The following is a 16,204-nucleotide window of genomic DNA, read 5'->3' on the forward strand; positions in this document are numbered from 1 at the left end:
AGGATTCGTCCGCGAAGTCGTTCAAGGGCCGGTCGTCCACCGGCCCGACTGAATTGCTATCACACGATCTTCACTCATCCTTCACGAACAGGGGAACCGCTCCATCCCGCGACGAAAGCCTCCAAGCCACCCACCCGGGGGATGTGCTGTCCGGACGGCCCTCGCTTGCGGCCACAATGGGGGAATGACCGACAGTCCCGTCAGCCCCGCCCCGCTCGCCGACCCGCACCTCGTGTACGACCCGCTCGCGGGTGACGGCCCGAAGGACGTGGTGATCCTCGGCTCCACCGGGTCCATCGGCACCCAGGCCATCGACCTCGTGCTGCGCAACCCCGACCGCTTCCGGGTCACCGCCCTCTCCGCGAACGGCACCCGCGTCGCCCTGCTCGCCGAGCAGGCCCACCGGCTGCGGGTACGCACCGTCGCGGTCGCCCGCGAGGACGCCGTACCGGCGCTGCGCGAGGCACTGAGCGAGCGGTACGGCACCGGCGAGCCGCTCCCGGAGATCCTCGCCGGACCGGACGCGGCCACCGAGGTCGCCGCCTCCGACTGCCACACCGTGCTGAACGGGATCACCGGGTCCATCGGTCTCGCACCCACCCTCGCCGCCCTGGAGGCGGGCCGCACCCTCGCGCTCGCCAACAAGGAGTCGCTGATCGTCGGCGGTCCGCTGGTGAAGGCGCTGGCCAAGCCCGGCCAGATCATCCCGGTCGACTCCGAGCACGCCGCGCTCTTCCAGGCCCTCGCCGCCGGCACCCGCGCCGACGTCCGCAAGCTGGTCGTCACCGCCTCCGGCGGCCCCTTCCGCGGCCGTACCAAGGCCGAGCTGGCGCACGTCACCGTCGCCGACGCCCTCGCCCACCCCACCTGGGCGATGGGCCCGGTGATCACGATCAACTCCGCGACCCTGGTCAACAAGGGCCTGGAGGTCATCGAGGCGCACCTGCTCTACGACATTCCCTTCGACCGCATTGAGGTCGTCGTGCACCCGCAGTCGTATGTCCACTCGATGGTCGAGTTCACCGACGGATCCACGATCGCCCAGGCGACGCCCCCCGACATGCGGGGGCCGATCGCCATCGGTCTGGGCTGGCCCGAGCGCGTCCCGGACGCCGCCCCGGCCTTCGACTGGAGCAAGGCCTCCACGTGGGAGTTCTTCCCGCTGGACAACGAGGCCTTCCCCTCCGTGAACCTCGCCCGGCACGTGGGGCAGCTCGCGGGGACCGCTCCGGCGGTGTTCAATGCGGCCAACGAGGAGTGCGTCGAAGCCTTCCGCGACGGCGCGCTGCCCTTCAACGGCATCATGGAGACCGTCACCCGGGTCGTCGAGGAACACGGCACCCCGGTTTCGGGAACTTCACTCACCGTGTCGGACGTCCTCGAAGCGGAGACCTGGGCGCGGGCCCGGGCCCGCGAACTGACAGCCACGACGGCGACCGCGGAGGCGCGTGCATGACGACCTTGATGTTCATCCTCGGCATAGGGGTCTTCTTCGCCGGCCTGCTGATCTCGATCGCATGGCACGAGCTGGGGCACCTGTCCACGGCCAAGCTCTTCGGCATCCGAGTCCCGCAGTACATGGTCGGCTTCGGCCCGACCATCTGGTCGCGAGACAAGGGCGACACCGAGTACGGCATCAAGGCGATCCCGCTCGGCGGCTACATCCGGATGATCGGCATGTTCCCGCCCGACGACCAGGGCCGGGTCTCCGCCCGCTCCACCTCACCGTGGCGCGGCATGATCGAGGACGCCCGCTCGGCGGCCTTCGAGGAGCTCCAGCCCGGCGACGAGACGCGCATGTTCTACACGCGCAAGCCGTGGAAGCGCGTCATCGTCATGTTCGCGGGCCCCTTCATGAACCTGGTGCTCGCCGTCGCCCTCTTCCTCACCGTGCTGATGGGCTTCGGCATCAAGCAGGGGACCAACACGATCGAATCGGTCTCGCCCTGCGTCATCTCCCAGAGCGAGCACCGTGACGCGTGCAAGAAGTCCGATCCCGCCTCCCCGGCGGCCGCGGCCGGGCTGAGGAGCCACGACAAGATCCTCTCCTTCGACGGCAAGCCGACCAAGGACTGGAACACGCTCTCCGACCTCATCCGGGACAGCGCGGGCAAGACCGTCCCGATCGTCGTGGAGCGGGGCGGCCAGGATCTGACCCTGCACGCGAAGATCGCCGTCAACAAGGTCGCCGCGAAGGACTCGAGCGGCGCCTACGTCCAGGGCAGGTACGTCAAGGCCGGCTTCCTCGGCTTCAGCGCCGCCGAGGGTTTCGTCAAGCTCGGCTTCGGCGACTCCGTGACCTGGATGACCGACCGCGTCGGCGACGCCGTCGAGAACCTCGTCGCCATCCCCGGCAAGATCCCGGCCCTGTGGGACGCGGCCTTCGGGGACGGCCCGCGCGAGCCGGACTCCCCGATGGGCATCGTCGGCGCCGCCCGTATCACCGGTGACATCGCCACCCTGGACATCCCCGCCTCGCAGCAGGTGGCGATGTTCGTCTTCGTCCTCGCCTTCTTCAACCTCTCCCTGTTCCTGTTCAACATGCTCCCGCTGCTCCCGCTCGACGGCGGGCACATCGCGGGCGCCCTGTGGGAGTCGCTGCGGCGCAAGGTGGCCCGCGTCCTGCGCCGCCCGGACCCGGGCCCGTTCGACGTGGCCAAGCTGATGCCGGTCGCGTACGTGGTGGCGGGCGTCTTCGTCTGCTTCACCGTCCTCGTCCTGATCGCGGACGTCGTCAACCCGGTCAAGATCAGCTGAAAAGCAGTCGTTCTCTCTCTGCTGCGGCGACCGTGAATTCGCGCCCTTCACCCGGATAGCTCTTACGGGTGAAGGGCGCGAATCGCGTGCAGGGCCCGGAAGCGCGCTTCGTACGCCCTTGTCCTGCGCCGATCTTCCGTACCGGCCCGGGCGACGTCGGCTCCCGAGGGCTCGGGCGATCCGGGCGGGGCGCCCAACAAGAGAGCATTTCCTCTTCCACGGCCCCCATGTCCGGCTTCCCGCTATGGCATGCCAATGGGTGTATTGTCGGGCGGCCGTGTGCCCGCGTTCACGGCCGTGCCGTAATCTCAAGGCCTGGAGCCCGCCGTTCACGGGACTCGGATCTTGATCCACGACTTGGGGTTGCACTGCAGATGACTGCGATTTCTCTCGGCATGCCGTCCGTTCCGACCAAGCTCGCCGAGCGCCGGAAGAGCCGGCAGATCCAGGTCGGATCCGTGGCCGTCGGCGGAGACGCGCCCGTATCGGTCCAGTCGATGACCACGACCCGTACGTCGGACATCGGTGCCACCCTGCAGCAGATCGCCGAGCTGACCGCGTCCGGCTGCCAGATCGTCCGCGTGGCCTGCCCGACGCAGGACGACGCGGACGCGCTCGCGACCATCGCGCGCAAGTCGCAGATCCCGGTGATCGCGGACATCCACTTCCAGCCCAAGTACGTCTTCGCGGCCATCGAGGCCGGCTGTGCGGCGGTCCGGGTGAACCCGGGCAACATCAAGCAGTTCGACGACAAGGTCAAGGAGATCGCGCGGGCCGCCAATGACCACGGCACCCCGATCCGTATCGGCGTCAACGCCGGCTCCCTGGACCGGCGCCTGCTCCAGAAGTACGGCAAGGCCACCCCGGAGGCGCTGGTCGAGTCGGCCCTGTGGGAGGCGTCCCTCTTCGAGGAGCACGACTTCCGCGACATCAAGATCTCCGTCAAGCACAACGACCCGGTCATCATGATCGAGGCCTACCGCCAGCTCGCCGCCCAGAGCGACTACCCGCTCCACCTCGGCGTCACCGAGGCCGGTCCCGCCTTCCAGGGCACCATCAAGTCGGCCGTCGCCTTCGGCGCCCTCCTCTCCCAGGGCATCGGCGACACCATCCGCGTCTCCCTGTCGGCCCCGCCCGTCGAGGAGGTCAAGGTCGGCCTCCAGATCCTGGAGTCCCTGAACCTCAAGCAGCGCGGCCTGGAGATCGTCTCCTGCCCGTCCTGCGGCCGCGCCCAGGTCGACGTCTACAAGCTCGCCGAAGAGGTCACCGCCGGCCTCACCGGCATGGAGGTCCCGCTGCGCGTCGCCGTCATGGGCTGCGTCGTCAACGGCCCCGGCGAGGCCCGCGAGGCCGACCTCGGCGTCGCCTCCGGCAACGGCAAGGGCCAGATCTTCGTCAAGGGCGAGGTCATCAAGACCGTCCCCGAGTCCAAGATCGTGGAGACCCTCATCGAGGAAGCCATGAAGCTCGCCGAGCAGATGGAGGCCGACGGCATCGCCTCGGGCGAGCCGTCCGTCTCGGTCGCCGGCTGAACCCTGCGGCCTCCCCGCGCGCCGGCACCCTGAAGGTGCGCGGGGAACCGCGGCGACCAGCCGCACGCGACCGGCGGTCGCCCACCCGTCAGGACCTCCCCAGCTCGGAGGCGCACCGCCAAAGCGGCGCGGCTATAGTGCGGAGATCAGCAGAACCCCCAGGGTGAGGCCCCGCACGTGTTGACCCAGACCACCTCACGGGTGCTCGATCCGAGCGACCTGGATGCCGCGCTCGCCGTCCTCGACCGCGAGCCGGTCGCCAACGCCTTCGTGACCGCCCGGGTCCGCATCGCCGGCCTCGACCCGTGGCGCCTCGGCGGCGAGATGTGGGGCTGGTACGAGGACGGCATGCTCACGTCCCTGTGCTACGCGGGCGCCAACCTCGTCCCCATCTGCGCCACCCCGCGCGCCGTCCGCGCCTTCGCCGACCGCGCCCGCCGGGCCGGCCGCCGCTGCTCCTCCATCGTCGGCCCCGTCGAGGCCACCGGTGAACTCTGGCGCCTGCTGGAACCGCACTGGGGCCCCGCCCGCGAGGTCCGCTCCCACCAGCCGCTCATGGTCACCGACCGCGCGTCCGCCGACAGCGCCCCGGATCCGTACGTCCGCCGCATCCGCAAGGACGAGATGGAGACGATCATGCCGGCGTGCGTGGCGATGTTCACCGAGGAGGTCGGCGTCTCCCCGCTCGCGGGCGACGGCGGCCTGCTCTACCAGGCCCGCGTCGCCGAACTCGTGGGCTCCGGCCGCTCCTTCGGCCGCCTCGACGAACACGGCAAGGTCGTCTTCAAGGCGGAGATCGGCGCCGCAACCTCCCACGCCTGCCAGATCCAGGGTGTCTGGGTCGCCCCCGAGTACCGGGGCAGGGGCCTGGCCGCCCCCGGCATGGCGGCCGTCCTCCAGTACGCCCTGGCGGACGTGGCCCCGGTGGTCAGCCTCTACGTCAACGACTACAACACGGCGGCCAGGCGGACGTACCGGCGGGTGGGGTTCCAGGAGATCGGCGCGTTCATGAGCGTGCTGTTCTAGGGGGTGTCGCTCCGGATCCTGACCGGAGCCGCGCCCGCGGACCCGGGCCGGCGGCCGCGCGACCGGGCCTGTCCTTCGTGCCCACCCCACCGCCCGCGGCCCCCTGTACGCTCCCGGCATGGACCTCGTGATCGGCCCCCTGGACCTCGCCTCCCACGTCGACGAGGCCTTGGCCGTGCAGGCCGTAGCCTTCGGACTGGGGGCCGAAGAAGTCGCCGTACGCCGCCAGATCGTCCAGCGCCACATGCGGTTCCCAGGCGCTCGCGCCCTCGGGGCCACGACCTCCGACGGGTACCTCGTGGGGTTCGTCTACGGCATGCCCAACTCCCGCGACCACTGGTGGTCCACCGTCGTCGCCCCCTACCTGCGCGCCCAGGAGAACGACGGCTGGCTGGACGACGCCTTCGTCATCACCGAGCTGCACGTCCACCCCGACCACCAGAACCGGGGCATCGGCCGCCGGCTGATCACCACCATCACCGACAGCGCCGCCCAGCCCCGCTCGATCCTCTCCGCCATCGACACCGACAGCCCCGCGCGCGGCCTCTACCACTCCCTCGGCTACGTCGACCTGGCCCGCCGCGTCCACTTCCCGAGCGCCCCGAGGCCGTACGCCGTGATGGGCGCGCCGCTGCCGCTGCGCCGCATGTAGCGGTCGCCGTTCATAACCGATTTCCGCCGGAACAGCCAGCCCGGCTAACCTCCTAGCCATCACCCTCTCCCACTCTCGGCCGTGCCCGAGCGGGGGGACCACATCGGCAGGAGTACGAGAAACATGGCGAACGCACCGGTCCAGCGCATGTCCCAGTTGTTGGCGAAGACGTTGCGTGACGACCCGGCCGACGCCGAGGTCCTCAGCCACAAGCTCCTCGTCCGCGCCGGCTACGTCCGCCGCACGGCTGCCGGCATCTGGTCCTGGCTGCCGCTGGGCAAGAAGGTCCTCTCCAACGTCGAGCGCATCGTGCGCGAGGAGATGGACGCCATCGGCGCCCAGGAGGTCTCCCTCCCCGCCCTGCTGCCGCGCGAGCCCTACGAGGCGACCGGCCGCTGGAACGAGTACGGCCAGGAGCTGTTCCGCCTGAGCGACCGCAAGGGCGGCGACTACCTGCTCGGCCCGACCCACGAGGAGATCTTCACCCTGCTGGTGAAGGACCAGGCGTCCTCCTACAAGGACCTGCCGGTGATCCTCTACCAGATCCAGTCGAAGTTCCGCGACGAGGCCCGCCCCCGCGCCGGCATCCTGCGCGGCCGCGAGTTCCTGATGAAGGACTCGTACTCCTTCGACACCGAGGACGAGGGCCTCGCGAAGTCCTACGCCCTGCACCGCCAGGCCTACCAGCGCGTCTTCGAGCGCCTGGGCCTGGACTACCGCATCTGCGCGGCCACCGCCGGCGCGATGGGCGGCTCCAAGTCCGAGGAGTTCCTGGCCCCGGCCGAGGCCGGCGAGGACACCTTCGCCGACTGCCCGAACTGCGACTTCGCCGCCAACACCGAGGCGGTCGGCTACGGACTGGTGGCCGTCGACGGCTCGGCCGTGCCCGCGCTGGAGGAGATCCCCACCCCCGACACCCCGACCATCGAGACCCTGGCCGCCTCCCTCGGCGTGCCGGCCTCCGCCACGCTGAAGAACCTCCTGGTCAAGGTGGACGGCGAGATCGTGGCCGTCGGCGTGCCCGGCGACCGCGAGGTCGACCTGGACAAGGTCGAGGCGCACTTCGCGCCCGCGGCCGTCGAGATGGTCACCGAGGCGGACTTCGCCGGCCGCCCCGACCTGGTGCGCGGCTACGTCGGCCCGCAGGGCCTGGGCGAGAAGGTCACCTACATCGCCGACCCGCGCGTGGCCCCCGGCACCTCCTGGATCACCGGTGCCAACAAGGAGCACACGCACGCGAAGAACGTCGTCGCGGGCCGTGACTTCGAGGTCGCCGAGTACGTCGACGTCGTCGTCGTGCAGGAGGGCGACCCCTGCCCGAAGTGCGGCACCGGCCTGAAGCTGGACCGCGCCATCGAGATCGGCCACATCTTCCAGCTGGGCCGCAAGTACGCCGACGCCCTCAAGCTGGACGTCCTCGGCCAGAACGGCAAGCCCGTCCGCGTCACCATGGGCTCCTACGGCATCGGCGTCTCGCGCGCCGTCGCCGCGCTCGCCGAGCAGACCGCCGACGACAAGGGCCTGTGCTGGTCTAAGGAGGTCGCCCCGGCCGACGTGCACGTCGTCGCCGCCGGCAAGGCCCTGCAGACCGAGGTGGCCCTCGACGTCTCCGAGAAGCTGGCCGCCGCGGGCGTCCGCGTCCTGGTGGACGACCGGGCCGGCGTCTCCCCGGGCGTGAAGTTCACCGACGCCGAGCTGATCGGTGTCCCGCAGATCCTGGTGGCCGGCCGCCGCGCCGGCGAGGGCGTGCTGGAGCTGAAGGACCGCAAGACCGGCGAGCGCGAGGAGCTGACCATCGAGGAGGCCATCGCCCGCCTCACCGCCTGAGGAACCCCGTAGCGGGAGCGCCCTGAGGTGACCCCGCACCGGGAGCGTCCCGAGGTGACCCCGCACCGGGAACACGAGAACGCCGGGCGGGCTGGGAAGACCAGCCCGCCCGGCGTTCTCGTGCCCGCGCGGCCTACAGCCAGGTCGCGAACTCCAGCAGCAGCTCGGCGTCCTGCTCACGGCCCACGCGGCGGGCCCGCACCCCGGACTCCACCGCGCGGAACAGGGTCCAGCCGCGCAGCCGCTCCTGGTCCACCTCCAGCGATTCCGCGAGCTTCTTGATCCGGCGCCGGGTGATCGACGGCCCGGAGGACGTGGCGATGAGGTCCTCCACCCGGTCACGCACGAGGCGCGCCAGGTCGAAGGCGCACTCGCCGACCACCGGGTCGGGACCGACCGCCAGCCACGGCAGGCGCTCCCCGCGGAGCACCTTGCTCTGCCGGAGCGTGCCGTGCAGCAGCCGGTGCTCGGGCGGCGCGGACAGCAGCTCCTCGCGGACCGCCAGCGCCGTCTCCACCAGCGGCCGCGCCTCGGCGTCGGCCCGGGCGCCCGCCCGCATCGCCTCCGCCTGCCGTCCGGTGCGCTCCCCGACCGTCTCGAAGACGTGGGCCGTCGCACCGGCCGGCGGCTCGACCCACAGCCGCCGCAGCGTCCCCGCCGCCTCCAGCAGGGCCTTGGCCTCCGGCAGGGTCCGCACCGACACGTCCGGGTGCAACCGCTCCAGCAGCAGCGCCCCCTCGCCGGCATCCCGTGCATCCGTCTCCAGCAGCTGTACGGCGCCCAGGCCGCCCCAGTGCGCCAGCGCCGCCCGCTCGCTCTCCGGCCGCGCCCGGGCGGGGGCCAGCTTCAGTACCGCCGGGGTGCCGTCGGCACGCCGGACCAGCACCACCAGGCTGCTGCGACCGCCCGGCACCTGGAGCCGTTCCACGGTCAACTCGCGTCGGGCGAGAGCCTGTTCGGTCGCCTCAGGCAGCCTCGCCAGCCAGTCGTCGCCGGGCGGCGCCGTCTCACCGGTCGCCCGCACCAGGCGCTGCGGCGGTTCGAAAGCCATGCGCGAGTCGTTCCTTCCTGCTGGTCTGCTGGTCTGCTGGTCTGCTGTGCGTGGGCCGTCGTACGGGTGGCTACGACGTCACGCCGACGGCGTCGCGGAACCCGGCGCAGCGGTTGTGCCGGTCGCGCCGGCCCGGCCGGCCGGGCCGCCGGCCCGCTCGGCGAGCCCAGGGAAGGCTACGCTCTCCCCGCTCCAGCGCACCGCCCGCACCGCCGCCTCGCGCAGCGCCGCCGCGGCGGCACCGCGCCGCACGCCGGCCGTCGCTCGCACCAGGTCCGAGTACACCCCGGCGACCCGCTCCTCCAGCTCGGCGGCCAGCCGTACCGCGGAGGCCGCGTCGGTCACGGGGTGCGGCAGCGCGTACGCGGCGTTCGCGGCCACCGGTGCGCCGCCCAGGTCGCGCACCTGGCGCACCAGCGCGTCCCGGCGGGCCCGGTGCGCGTCGTAGGCCGCCCGCGCCTCGGTACGCCGCCGCTCGCCGATCCGGCCGCCGACGACGCCGTACCCGTACACGGCCGCGTGCTCGGCGGCCAGCGCGGCCTGGAAGGCGTCCAGTTCGGCCTGCTCGGGGCCGTCGCTCCGCCTGGCCGCGTCGATCCTGGCGCTCACGTGGTCCCCCCGGTCAGCAGGTACGCGTGCGCGGCCCCGGTGGCCGCCACGGACGCCATCAGCCGGGCCAGCTCGCCCGGCACCTCCAGCAGATCGTGCGCCCTGCGGTCGGCGAGGTTCCGCTCGGCCGTGGCGAGCGAGGCGAGCGCCTCCTTCTCGGTGGTCGCCTTCCCCGCCGAAGACGTGATGGCCGGGGACGCGGTCGACCCGGACGCGGCCGACGGGGATGCGGCGGACGGGGATGCGGTCGACCCGGATGCGGCCGACGAGGTCGCGTGGGCGGCGCGGGACACCGTGGGGGAGGGGGACTCGGCGGACGCGGTGCCGCCGAACGCCTCCGCGTGCGCCGCGACCTCCGCGCGCAGCGGGCCCAGCCGCGGCGCGAGCGCCGGATGCGCGGCGAGCACGGCGTCGTAACGCGCCAGCAGGTCCGCGCTGTCCCGGGCCGCACGCGCGCGTGCCCGGGCGGACGCCGACGGGGCGCCTTCCTTGGAACCGGGACCTGCCGAGCAGCCGGCCAGCAGCAGGGCGGCCCCCGCGGCGGAGGCGAGCAGGGATCTTCTGCGCGGCCCCGAGGGGGTGCGCGGCGGTGGGGGATACGGCACTGCAGACGTCCTCGGGGGAACTCGTACGGAAGGGAGATCGGCGACCGGTGGCGCGCCCGTGATCACGGTACCCGCGCATCCATCCCGCCGACGTCACCGGCTCAACACCGCCCCGGCAGGGCCCCGGCGAGGCCCCCTCAGGGGCTCGGGGAAGCGCGCGACCAGCCACATACGACCCGCACCCACCGAAAAGCCCGGCCACCCCGACGCCGATTCCCGGCGCTGTTTCCGGCCGCGCCGCCGCGGACACGTGTGGACGGCAACACTCCCCGCGACCGGATACCCTTTGACCAGACACGCGACCCAACCACAACAGCACACGCGGCCGAGGAGTCACCCGGATGAGCACCACCCAGAGCGAGAGGCTGCGAGAGCTGCTGGAACCGCTCGTCACCTCGCAAGGGCTGGATCTCGAAGAGATCGCCGTGGACTCCGTGGGACGCAAGCGGGTGCTGCGCGTGGTCGTCGACTCCGACACCGGAGCGGACCTGGACCAGATCGCCGATGTGAGCCGCGCGCTCTCGGCGAAGCTCGACGAGACCAACGCGATGGGTGACGACGCGTACGACCTGGAGGTCGGAACCCCGGGCGCCGAGCGTTCCCTCACCGAGCACCGGCACTTCGCGCGCGCGGTGGACCGGCTCGTGAAGTTCCAGCTGGCCGAGGGCGACGAACTGGTCGCGCGGATTCTGGACGTGGACGACGAGGGCCTGGACGTCGAGGTGCCCGGGGTCAAGGGCCGCAAGGCGAAGGCCCGGCGGCTCGGCTTCCCGGAGATCGCCAAGGCGCGGGTGCAGGTCGAGTTCAATCGCAAGGACAAGAAGGACATGAAGGAAGAGGAGGAGGCGTAGCCAATGGATATCGACATGAGCGCCCTGCGGGGTCTGGTCCGGGAGAAGGAGATCTCCTTCGACCTGCTGGTCGAAGCGATCGAGTCGGCCCTCCTCATCGCCTACCACCGCACCGAGGGAAGCCGCCGACGCGCGCGCGTGGAGCTCAGCCGGGAGACCGGTCATGTGACCGTGTGGGCGAAGGAGGACCCCGAGGACCTCGAGGAGGGCCAGGAGGCCCGCGAGTTCGACGACACCCCGTCCGGGTTCGGCCGTATCGCCGCCACCACCGCCAAGCAGGTGATCCTGCAGCGGCTGCGCGACGCCGAGGACGACGCGACGCTCGGCGAGTACGCCGGCCGTGAGGGCGACATCGTCACCGGCGTGGTCCAGCAGGGCCGCGACCCGAAGAACGTGCTCGTCGACATCGGCAAGCTCGAGGCCATCCTGCCCGTGCAGGAGCAGGTCCCCGGCGAGACCTACGAGCACGGCCTGCGCCTGCGCTCGTACGTCGTGCGGGTGGCGAGGGGCGTTCGCGGTCCCTCCGTGACCCTCTCCCGCACGCACCCCAACCTGGTGAAGAAGCTCTTCGCCCTGGAGGTGCCGGAGATCGCCGACGGTTCGGTCGAGATCGCGGCCATCGCCCGCGAGGCCGGTCACCGCACGAAGATCGCCGTTCGGTCCACCCGTTCGGGTCTGAACCCCAAGGGCGCCTGCATCGGCCCGATGGGCGCGCGGGTGCGCAACGTGATGGCCGAGCTGAACGGCGAGAAGATCGACATCGTCGACTGGTCGGACGACCCGGCCGAGATGGTGGCGAACGCCCTGTCACCCGCCCGGGTGAGCAAGGTGGAGGTCGTGGACTTCGCGTCCCGCTCCGCACGGGTGACCGTGCCGGACTACCAGCTGTCGCTGGCGATCGGCAAGGAAGGGCAGAACGCCCGGCTCGCCGCCCGCCTCACCGGCTGGCGCATCGACATCCGGCCCGACACCGAGCAGGCCGGGGAATAGTTCCAGGCCGCGATTCGGTCGGATCACGACAGTTCCGAGTGCGGCAGCTGTTCGATCTCCCCCTCGGCGGGGTGAGGTCGGTACGGGGAGGTAGACTTAACTGTGTCTGGCCGGACGCATGCCCGAGCATGCCCTGAACGCACCTGTGTGGGGTGTCGGGGGCGGGCGGCCAAGGACGATCTCCTGCGGATCGTGGCGATCGAGGACGAGTGTGTCCCCGATCCTCGCGGTACGCTGCCCGGCCGGGGTGCCTATGTGCACCCCGCCCCGGTCTGTCTCGATCAGGCGGTACGCCGCCGAGCGTTCACGCGGGCACTGCGCGTCCCGGGAACGCTCGACACAAAGGCGTTGCGCCAGTACGTCGAGCAGACAACAGTTGTTGAGGCAACGCCGTAAGACGAGCCGCTCGGAAAACCGTGCGGCCTGGTACCTCGCGAGTCGAAAGCAGGTCGAGATTGCGATGAGCACTCGATGAGTACGCGATGAGTACGCCCATGAACTAGCGACGGTCCGGTTCCCCGGACCTCAAAGGAGCGAAGTGGCTAAGGTCCGGGTATACGAACTCGCCAAGGAGTTCGGTGTAGAGAGCAAGGTCGTCATGGCCAAGCTCCAAGAACTCGGTGAATTCGTCCGTTCGGCGTCTTCGACCATCGAAGCGCCCGTAGTACGTAAGCTGACCGACGCCTTCCAGGGTGGCTCCGGCAAGTCCGGCAAGCCCGCCCCGCGCAAGGCCGCCCCCAAGCCCGGCGCGCCCTCCCCGGCGCAGGCGGCACGTCCGGCTGCTCCGAAGCCGCCGGCCCCCAAGCCCCCGACGGCCCCGCAGCCCGCAGCTGCCGCCCCCGCGGCTCCCGCGGCGTCCGCGCCGGCCTCGGGTCCGCGTCCGGTTCCGGGCCCCAAGCCCGCGCCGCGCCCGGCCCCCGCTGCCCCGGAGTTCACCGCTCCGCCGGCCGCTCCGGCCGCGCAGGCTCCGCAGGCCCCCCAGGCTCCGGCCGCCCAGGGTCCGCGTTCCGGCGCCCGTCCCGGTGCGCCGAAGCCCGGTGGCCGTCCGGCCGGTTCCGGTCAGGACCGTCCGGAGCGTCCGGCCCGTCCGGGTCAGGGTGCTCCGCGCCCCGGTGGCCAGGCCCCGCGTCCCGGCGCTCGTCCGGCCGGTCCGCGTCCGGGTAACAACCCCTTCACCTCCGGTGGCTCCACCGGCATGGCGCGCCCGCAGGCTCCCCGCCCGCAGGGTGCTCCGCGTCCCGGCGGTCACGGCGGTGCTCCCGGTGCTCCCGGCGCCGGTCCCCGTCCCCAGGGGGCGCCCGGCGCCCAGGGTGGCGGCCCGCGTCCGCAGGGTCCGGGCGGTTCCCGTCCGTCCCCGGCCGGTATGCCCCGCCCGCAGGGTGGCCCGCGTCCCGGCCCGGCCGGCGGTCCGCGTCCGAACCCCGGCATGATGCCGCAGCGTCCCGCTGCCGGCCCGCGTCCCGGCCCTGGTGGCGGCGGTCGTGGTCCGGCCGGTGCCGGTCGTCCCGGTGGCGGCGGCGGCGGTCGTCCCGGTGGCGGCGGCTTCGCCGGTCGTCCCGGTGGTGGCGGTGGCGGCTTCGCCGGTCGTCCCGCCGGTCCCGGTGGTGGCGGCGGTGGCTTCGCCGGTCGTCCGGGTGGTCCCGGTGGTGGCGGCGGTGGCCGTCCCGGCTTCGGTGGCCGTCCCGGTGGTCCCGGTGGCCGTGGTGGCACGCAGGGCGCCTTCGGTCGTCCCGGTGGTCCCGCGCGTCGTGGTCGCAAGTCGAAGCGTCAGAGGCGCCAGGAGTACGAGGCCATGCAGGCCCCGAGCGTCGGCGGCGTGATGCTGCCGCGCGGCAACGGTGAGGCCATCCGCCTCTCCCGCGGCGCGTCGCTCACGGACTTCGCCGAGAAGATCAACGCCAACCCGGCGTCGCTCGTCGCGGTCATGATGAACCTCGGCGAGATGGTCACCGCCACGCAGTCCGTCTCCGACGAGACGCTGCTCCTCCTGGCCGGCGAGATGAACTACACGGTTCAGATCGTCAGCCCCGAGGAGGAGGACCGCGAGCTGCTCGAGTCCTTCGACATCGAGTTCGGCGAGGACGAGGGCGACGAGGACGACCTCGTGGTCCGTCCGCCGGTCGTCACCGTCATGGGTCACGTCGACCACGGTAAGACCCGACTGCTCGACGCCATCCGCAAGACGAACGTCATCGCGGGCGAGGCCGGCGGCATCACCCAGCACATCGGTGCCTACCAGGTCGCGACCGAGGTCAACGACGTAGAGCGCAAGATCACGTTCATCGACACCCCGGGTCACGAGGCGTTCACCGCCATGCGTGCCCGTGGTGCCCGGTCGACGGACATCGCGATCCTCGTCGTCGCGGCCAACGACGGCGTCATGCCGCAGACGGTCGAGGCGCTCAACCACGCCAAGGCGGCCGACGTCCCGATCGTCGTCGCGGTCAACAAGATCGACGTCGAGGGCGCCGACCCGACCAAGGTGCGCGGTCAGCTGACCGAGTACGGCCTCGTGGCCGAGGAGTACGGCGGCGACACCATGTTCGTCGACATCTCCGCCAAGCAGGGTCTGCACATCGACAGCCTCCTCGAGGCCGTCGTCCTCACCGCGGACGCCTCGCTCGACCTGCGGGCCAACCCGAACCAGGACGCGCAGGGCATCTCGATCGAGTCCCGTCTCGACCGCGGCCGCGGTGCCGTGTCCACGGTCCTCGTCCAGCGAGGCACCCTGCGGGTCGGCGACACGATGGTCGTGGGCGACGCCTACGGTCGCGTGCGCGCCATGCTCGACGACAACGGCAACAACGTCGCCGAGGCGGGCCCGTCGACGCCGGTCCAGGTCCTGGGCCTGACCAACGTCCCGGGTGCGGGCGACAACTTCCTCGTCGTCGACGAGGACCGCACCGCTCGCCAGATCGCGGAGAAGCGCGCTGCCCGTGAGCGCAACGCGGCCTTCGCCAAGCGCACGCGCCGCGTCTCCCTCGAGGACCTGGACAAGGTGCTCAAGGCCGGCGAGGTCCAGCAGCTGAACCTGATCATCAAGGGTGACGCTTCCGGTTCGGTCGAGGCTCTCGAGTCCTCGCTGCTCCAGCTGGACGTCGGCGAAGAGGTCGACATCCGCGTCCTGCACCGTGGTGTCGGTGCGGTCACGGAGTCCGACATCGACCTGGCGATGGGCTCCGACGCCATCGTGATCGGCTTCAACGTCCGTGCGGCCGGTCGTGCCGCGCAGATGGCCGAGCGCGAGGGTGTGGACGTCCGGTACTACTCGGTCATCTACCAGGCGATCGAGGAGATCGAGGCGGCCCTCAAGGGCATGCTCAAGCCGGAGTACGAAGAGGTCGAGCTCGGTACGGCGGAGATCCGCGAGGTCTTCAAGTCGTCCAAGCTGGGCAACATCGCCGGTGTCCTGGTCCGGTCGGGCGAGGTCAAGCGCAACACCAAGGCGCGCCTCATCCGCGACGGCAAGGTCATCGCGGAGAGCCTCACCATCTCCGGTCTGCGTCGCTTCAAGGACGACGTCACCGAGCTCCGCGAAGGCTTCGAGGGTGGTATCAACCTCGGAAACTTCAACGACATCAAGATCGACGACGTCATCGCGACGTACGAGATGCGCGAGAAGCCGCGGGTGTAACCACCTTCGCTTCGCCGCTGGCCGGCGGGACATCTGTCCCGTCGGCCAGCGGGCCGTTCCCGGGGGCTTCGCCCCCGGACCCCGGGCCTTGTGCCCACCCACCCGACTCGGTGGGCCGACAGTCAGCCGAACGGGCGCCCTGTCGGCCCATCGAGCTGGGCGGGTGGGCAGGAAGCCGGAGTCCGGGAGGCGGAGCCCCCAGGTGGGGCCGCCGCAACCGACGGCACCGGGAAACCCTGTCGAGCCACCGGCGGGTACGCGGTACCGTTCTTGGTGTCCCAGGCCATACGGCTCCGGGGCCACCGATCCCGTACCGGCGGGTGAACCGGCAACACACATGTACGTGGGGACTCTGTCCTTCGACCTCCTCCTCGGCGACGTCCACTCGCTGAAGGAGAAGCGCTCCGTCGTTCGCCCGATCGTCGCCGAACTCCAGCGGAAGTACGCGGTGAGCGCGGCAGAGGTCGACCACATGGACCTCCACCGGCGGACGATCATCGGCCTGGCCGCGGTCTCCGGAGACGCGGCGCACCTCACCGACGTACTGGACCGGTGCGAACGGCTGGTCGCCGGCCGCCCCGAGGTGGAGCTGCTGTCGGTACGACGGCGGTTCCACGGCGACGGCGACGACGACTGACCACAAGAACAGATCAGGAAAGAACGGGAGACG

At 71.5% G+C, this 16,204-nt stretch carries 14 protein-coding genes; 11 read left to right on the forward strand and 3 right to left on the reverse strand.

The window, feature by feature from the left end; genetic code table 11:
* Positions 1 to 184 precede the first annotated feature (184 nt).
* The 6 genes from dxr (at position 185) to OIB37_RS26650 (ending at position 7,794) form a co-directional block, all read left to right on the forward strand.
* Positions 185 to 1,456, forward strand: a complete 1,272-nt coding sequence (gene dxr / locus OIB37_RS26625; RefSeq protein WP_330460132.1) for a 1-deoxy-D-xylulose-5-phosphate reductoisomerase — start codon at positions 185 to 187, stop codon at positions 1,454 to 1,456.
* Positions 1,453 to 2,757, forward strand: a complete 1,305-nt coding sequence (locus OIB37_RS26630) for a M50 family metallopeptidase (RefSeq protein WP_330460133.1) — start codon at positions 1,453 to 1,455, stop codon at positions 2,755 to 2,757. Before dxr ends, OIB37_RS26630 begins: the two co-directional genes overlap by 4 nt.
* Positions 2,758 to 3,131: 374 nt before the next feature.
* Positions 3,132 to 4,289, forward strand: a complete 1,158-nt coding sequence (gene ispG, locus OIB37_RS26635; protein WP_330460134.1) for a flavodoxin-dependent (E)-4-hydroxy-3-methylbut-2-enyl-diphosphate synthase — start codon at positions 3,132 to 3,134, stop codon at positions 4,287 to 4,289.
* Positions 4,290 to 4,466: 177 nt separating this feature from the next.
* Entirely contained in the window at positions 4,467 to 5,315 is an 849-nt protein-coding gene (locus OIB37_RS26640; protein WP_330460135.1) for a GNAT family N-acetyltransferase, read from the forward strand.
* Positions 5,316 to 5,433: 118 nt separating this feature from the next.
* Entirely contained in the window at positions 5,434 to 5,967 is a 534-nt protein-coding gene (locus OIB37_RS26645; RefSeq protein WP_330460136.1) for a GNAT family N-acetyltransferase, read from the forward strand.
* Between the two features lie 123 nt (positions 5,968 to 6,090).
* Complete coding sequence (locus tag OIB37_RS26650; protein ID WP_330460137.1) at positions 6,091 to 7,794, forward strand: proline--tRNA ligase; 1,704 nt, start codon at positions 6,091 to 6,093, stop codon at positions 7,792 to 7,794.
* Between the two features lie 133 nt (positions 7,795 to 7,927).
* On the opposite strand, the gene OIB37_RS26655 is transcribed toward OIB37_RS26650, so the two are convergent.
* The 3 genes from OIB37_RS26655 to OIB37_RS26665 form a co-directional block, all read right to left on the reverse strand.
* A complete protein-coding gene (locus OIB37_RS26655) occupies positions 7,928 to 8,845 on the reverse strand; it encodes an aminoglycoside phosphotransferase family protein (RefSeq protein WP_330460138.1) in 918 nt (305 codons plus the stop codon).
* 78 nt (positions 8,846 to 8,923) lie between these two features.
* On the reverse strand, positions 8,924 to 9,454 hold the full coding sequence (locus OIB37_RS26660; protein ID WP_330460139.1) for a ferritin-like domain-containing protein: 531 nt from the start codon (positions 9,452 to 9,454) through the stop codon (positions 8,924 to 8,926).
* A complete protein-coding gene (locus OIB37_RS26665) occupies positions 9,451 to 10,059 on the reverse strand; it encodes a hypothetical protein (RefSeq protein WP_330460140.1) in 609 nt (202 codons plus the stop codon). The genes OIB37_RS26660 and OIB37_RS26665 overlap by 4 nt, the downstream gene beginning before the upstream one ends.
* A 341-nt stretch (positions 10,060 to 10,400) precedes the next feature.
* Between OIB37_RS26665 and rimP the strand changes: the two genes are divergently transcribed.
* The 5 genes from rimP (at position 10,401) to OIB37_RS26690 (ending at position 16,171) form a co-directional block, all read left to right on the forward strand.
* On the forward strand, positions 10,401 to 10,910 hold the full coding sequence (gene rimP, locus OIB37_RS26670) for a ribosome maturation factor RimP (RefSeq protein ID WP_330460141.1): 510 nt from the start codon (positions 10,401 to 10,403) through the stop codon (positions 10,908 to 10,910).
* Between the two features lie 3 nt (positions 10,911 to 10,913).
* Positions 10,914 to 11,900, forward strand: a complete 987-nt coding sequence (nusA, locus tag OIB37_RS26675) for a transcription termination factor NusA (RefSeq protein WP_330460142.1) — start codon at positions 10,914 to 10,916, stop codon at positions 11,898 to 11,900.
* A 102-nt stretch (positions 11,901 to 12,002) separates the two neighbouring features.
* Positions 12,003 to 12,296: a YlxR family protein gene (locus OIB37_RS26680; protein ID WP_330460143.1), complete on the forward strand. Its 294-nt coding sequence runs from the start codon at positions 12,003 to 12,005 to the stop codon at positions 12,294 to 12,296.
* Positions 12,297 to 12,438: 142 nt separating this feature from the next.
* Positions 12,439 to 15,534, forward strand: a complete 3,096-nt coding sequence (gene infB, locus OIB37_RS26685; protein WP_330460144.1) for a translation initiation factor IF-2 — start codon at positions 12,439 to 12,441, stop codon at positions 15,532 to 15,534.
* A 337-nt stretch (positions 15,535 to 15,871) separates the two neighbouring features.
* Positions 15,872 to 16,171 (forward strand): DUF503 domain-containing protein, encoded by a 300-nt coding sequence (locus OIB37_RS26690; protein WP_330460145.1) that lies wholly within the window; start codon positions 15,872 to 15,874, stop codon positions 16,169 to 16,171.
* The last annotated feature ends 33 nt before the right edge of the window (positions 16,172 to 16,204 follow it).

The organism is Streptomyces sp. NBC_00820 (assembly GCF_036347055.1).
Classification (GTDB): Bacteria; Actinomycetota; Actinomycetes; order Streptomycetales; family Streptomycetaceae; genus Streptomyces.

Coding starts and splice junctions, on each gene's coding strand:
- dxr (WP_330460132.1), top strand. CDS start 185: ATGACCGACAGTCCCGTCAGCCCCGCCCCGCTCGCCGACCCGCACCTC.
- OIB37_RS26630 (WP_330460133.1), top strand. CDS start 1,453: ATGACGACCTTGATGTTCATCCTCGGCATAGGGGTCTTCTTCGCCGGC.
- ispG (WP_330460134.1), top strand. CDS start 3,132: ATGACTGCGATTTCTCTCGGCATGCCGTCCGTTCCGACCAAGCTCGCC.
- OIB37_RS26645 (WP_330460136.1), top strand. CDS start 5,434: ATGGACCTCGTGATCGGCCCCCTGGACCTCGCCTCCCACGTCGACGAG.
- OIB37_RS26650 (WP_330460137.1), top strand. CDS start 6,091: ATGGCGAACGCACCGGTCCAGCGCATGTCCCAGTTGTTGGCGAAGACG.
- OIB37_RS26655 (WP_330460138.1), bottom strand. CDS start 8,845: ATGGCTTTCGAACCGCCGCAGCGCCTGGTGCGGGCGACCGGTGAGACG.
- rimP (WP_330460141.1), top strand. CDS start 10,401: ATGAGCACCACCCAGAGCGAGAGGCTGCGAGAGCTGCTGGAACCGCTC.
- nusA (WP_330460142.1), top strand. CDS start 10,914: ATGGATATCGACATGAGCGCCCTGCGGGGTCTGGTCCGGGAGAAGGAG.
- OIB37_RS26690 (WP_330460145.1), top strand. CDS start 15,872: ATGTACGTGGGGACTCTGTCCTTCGACCTCCTCCTCGGCGACGTCCAC.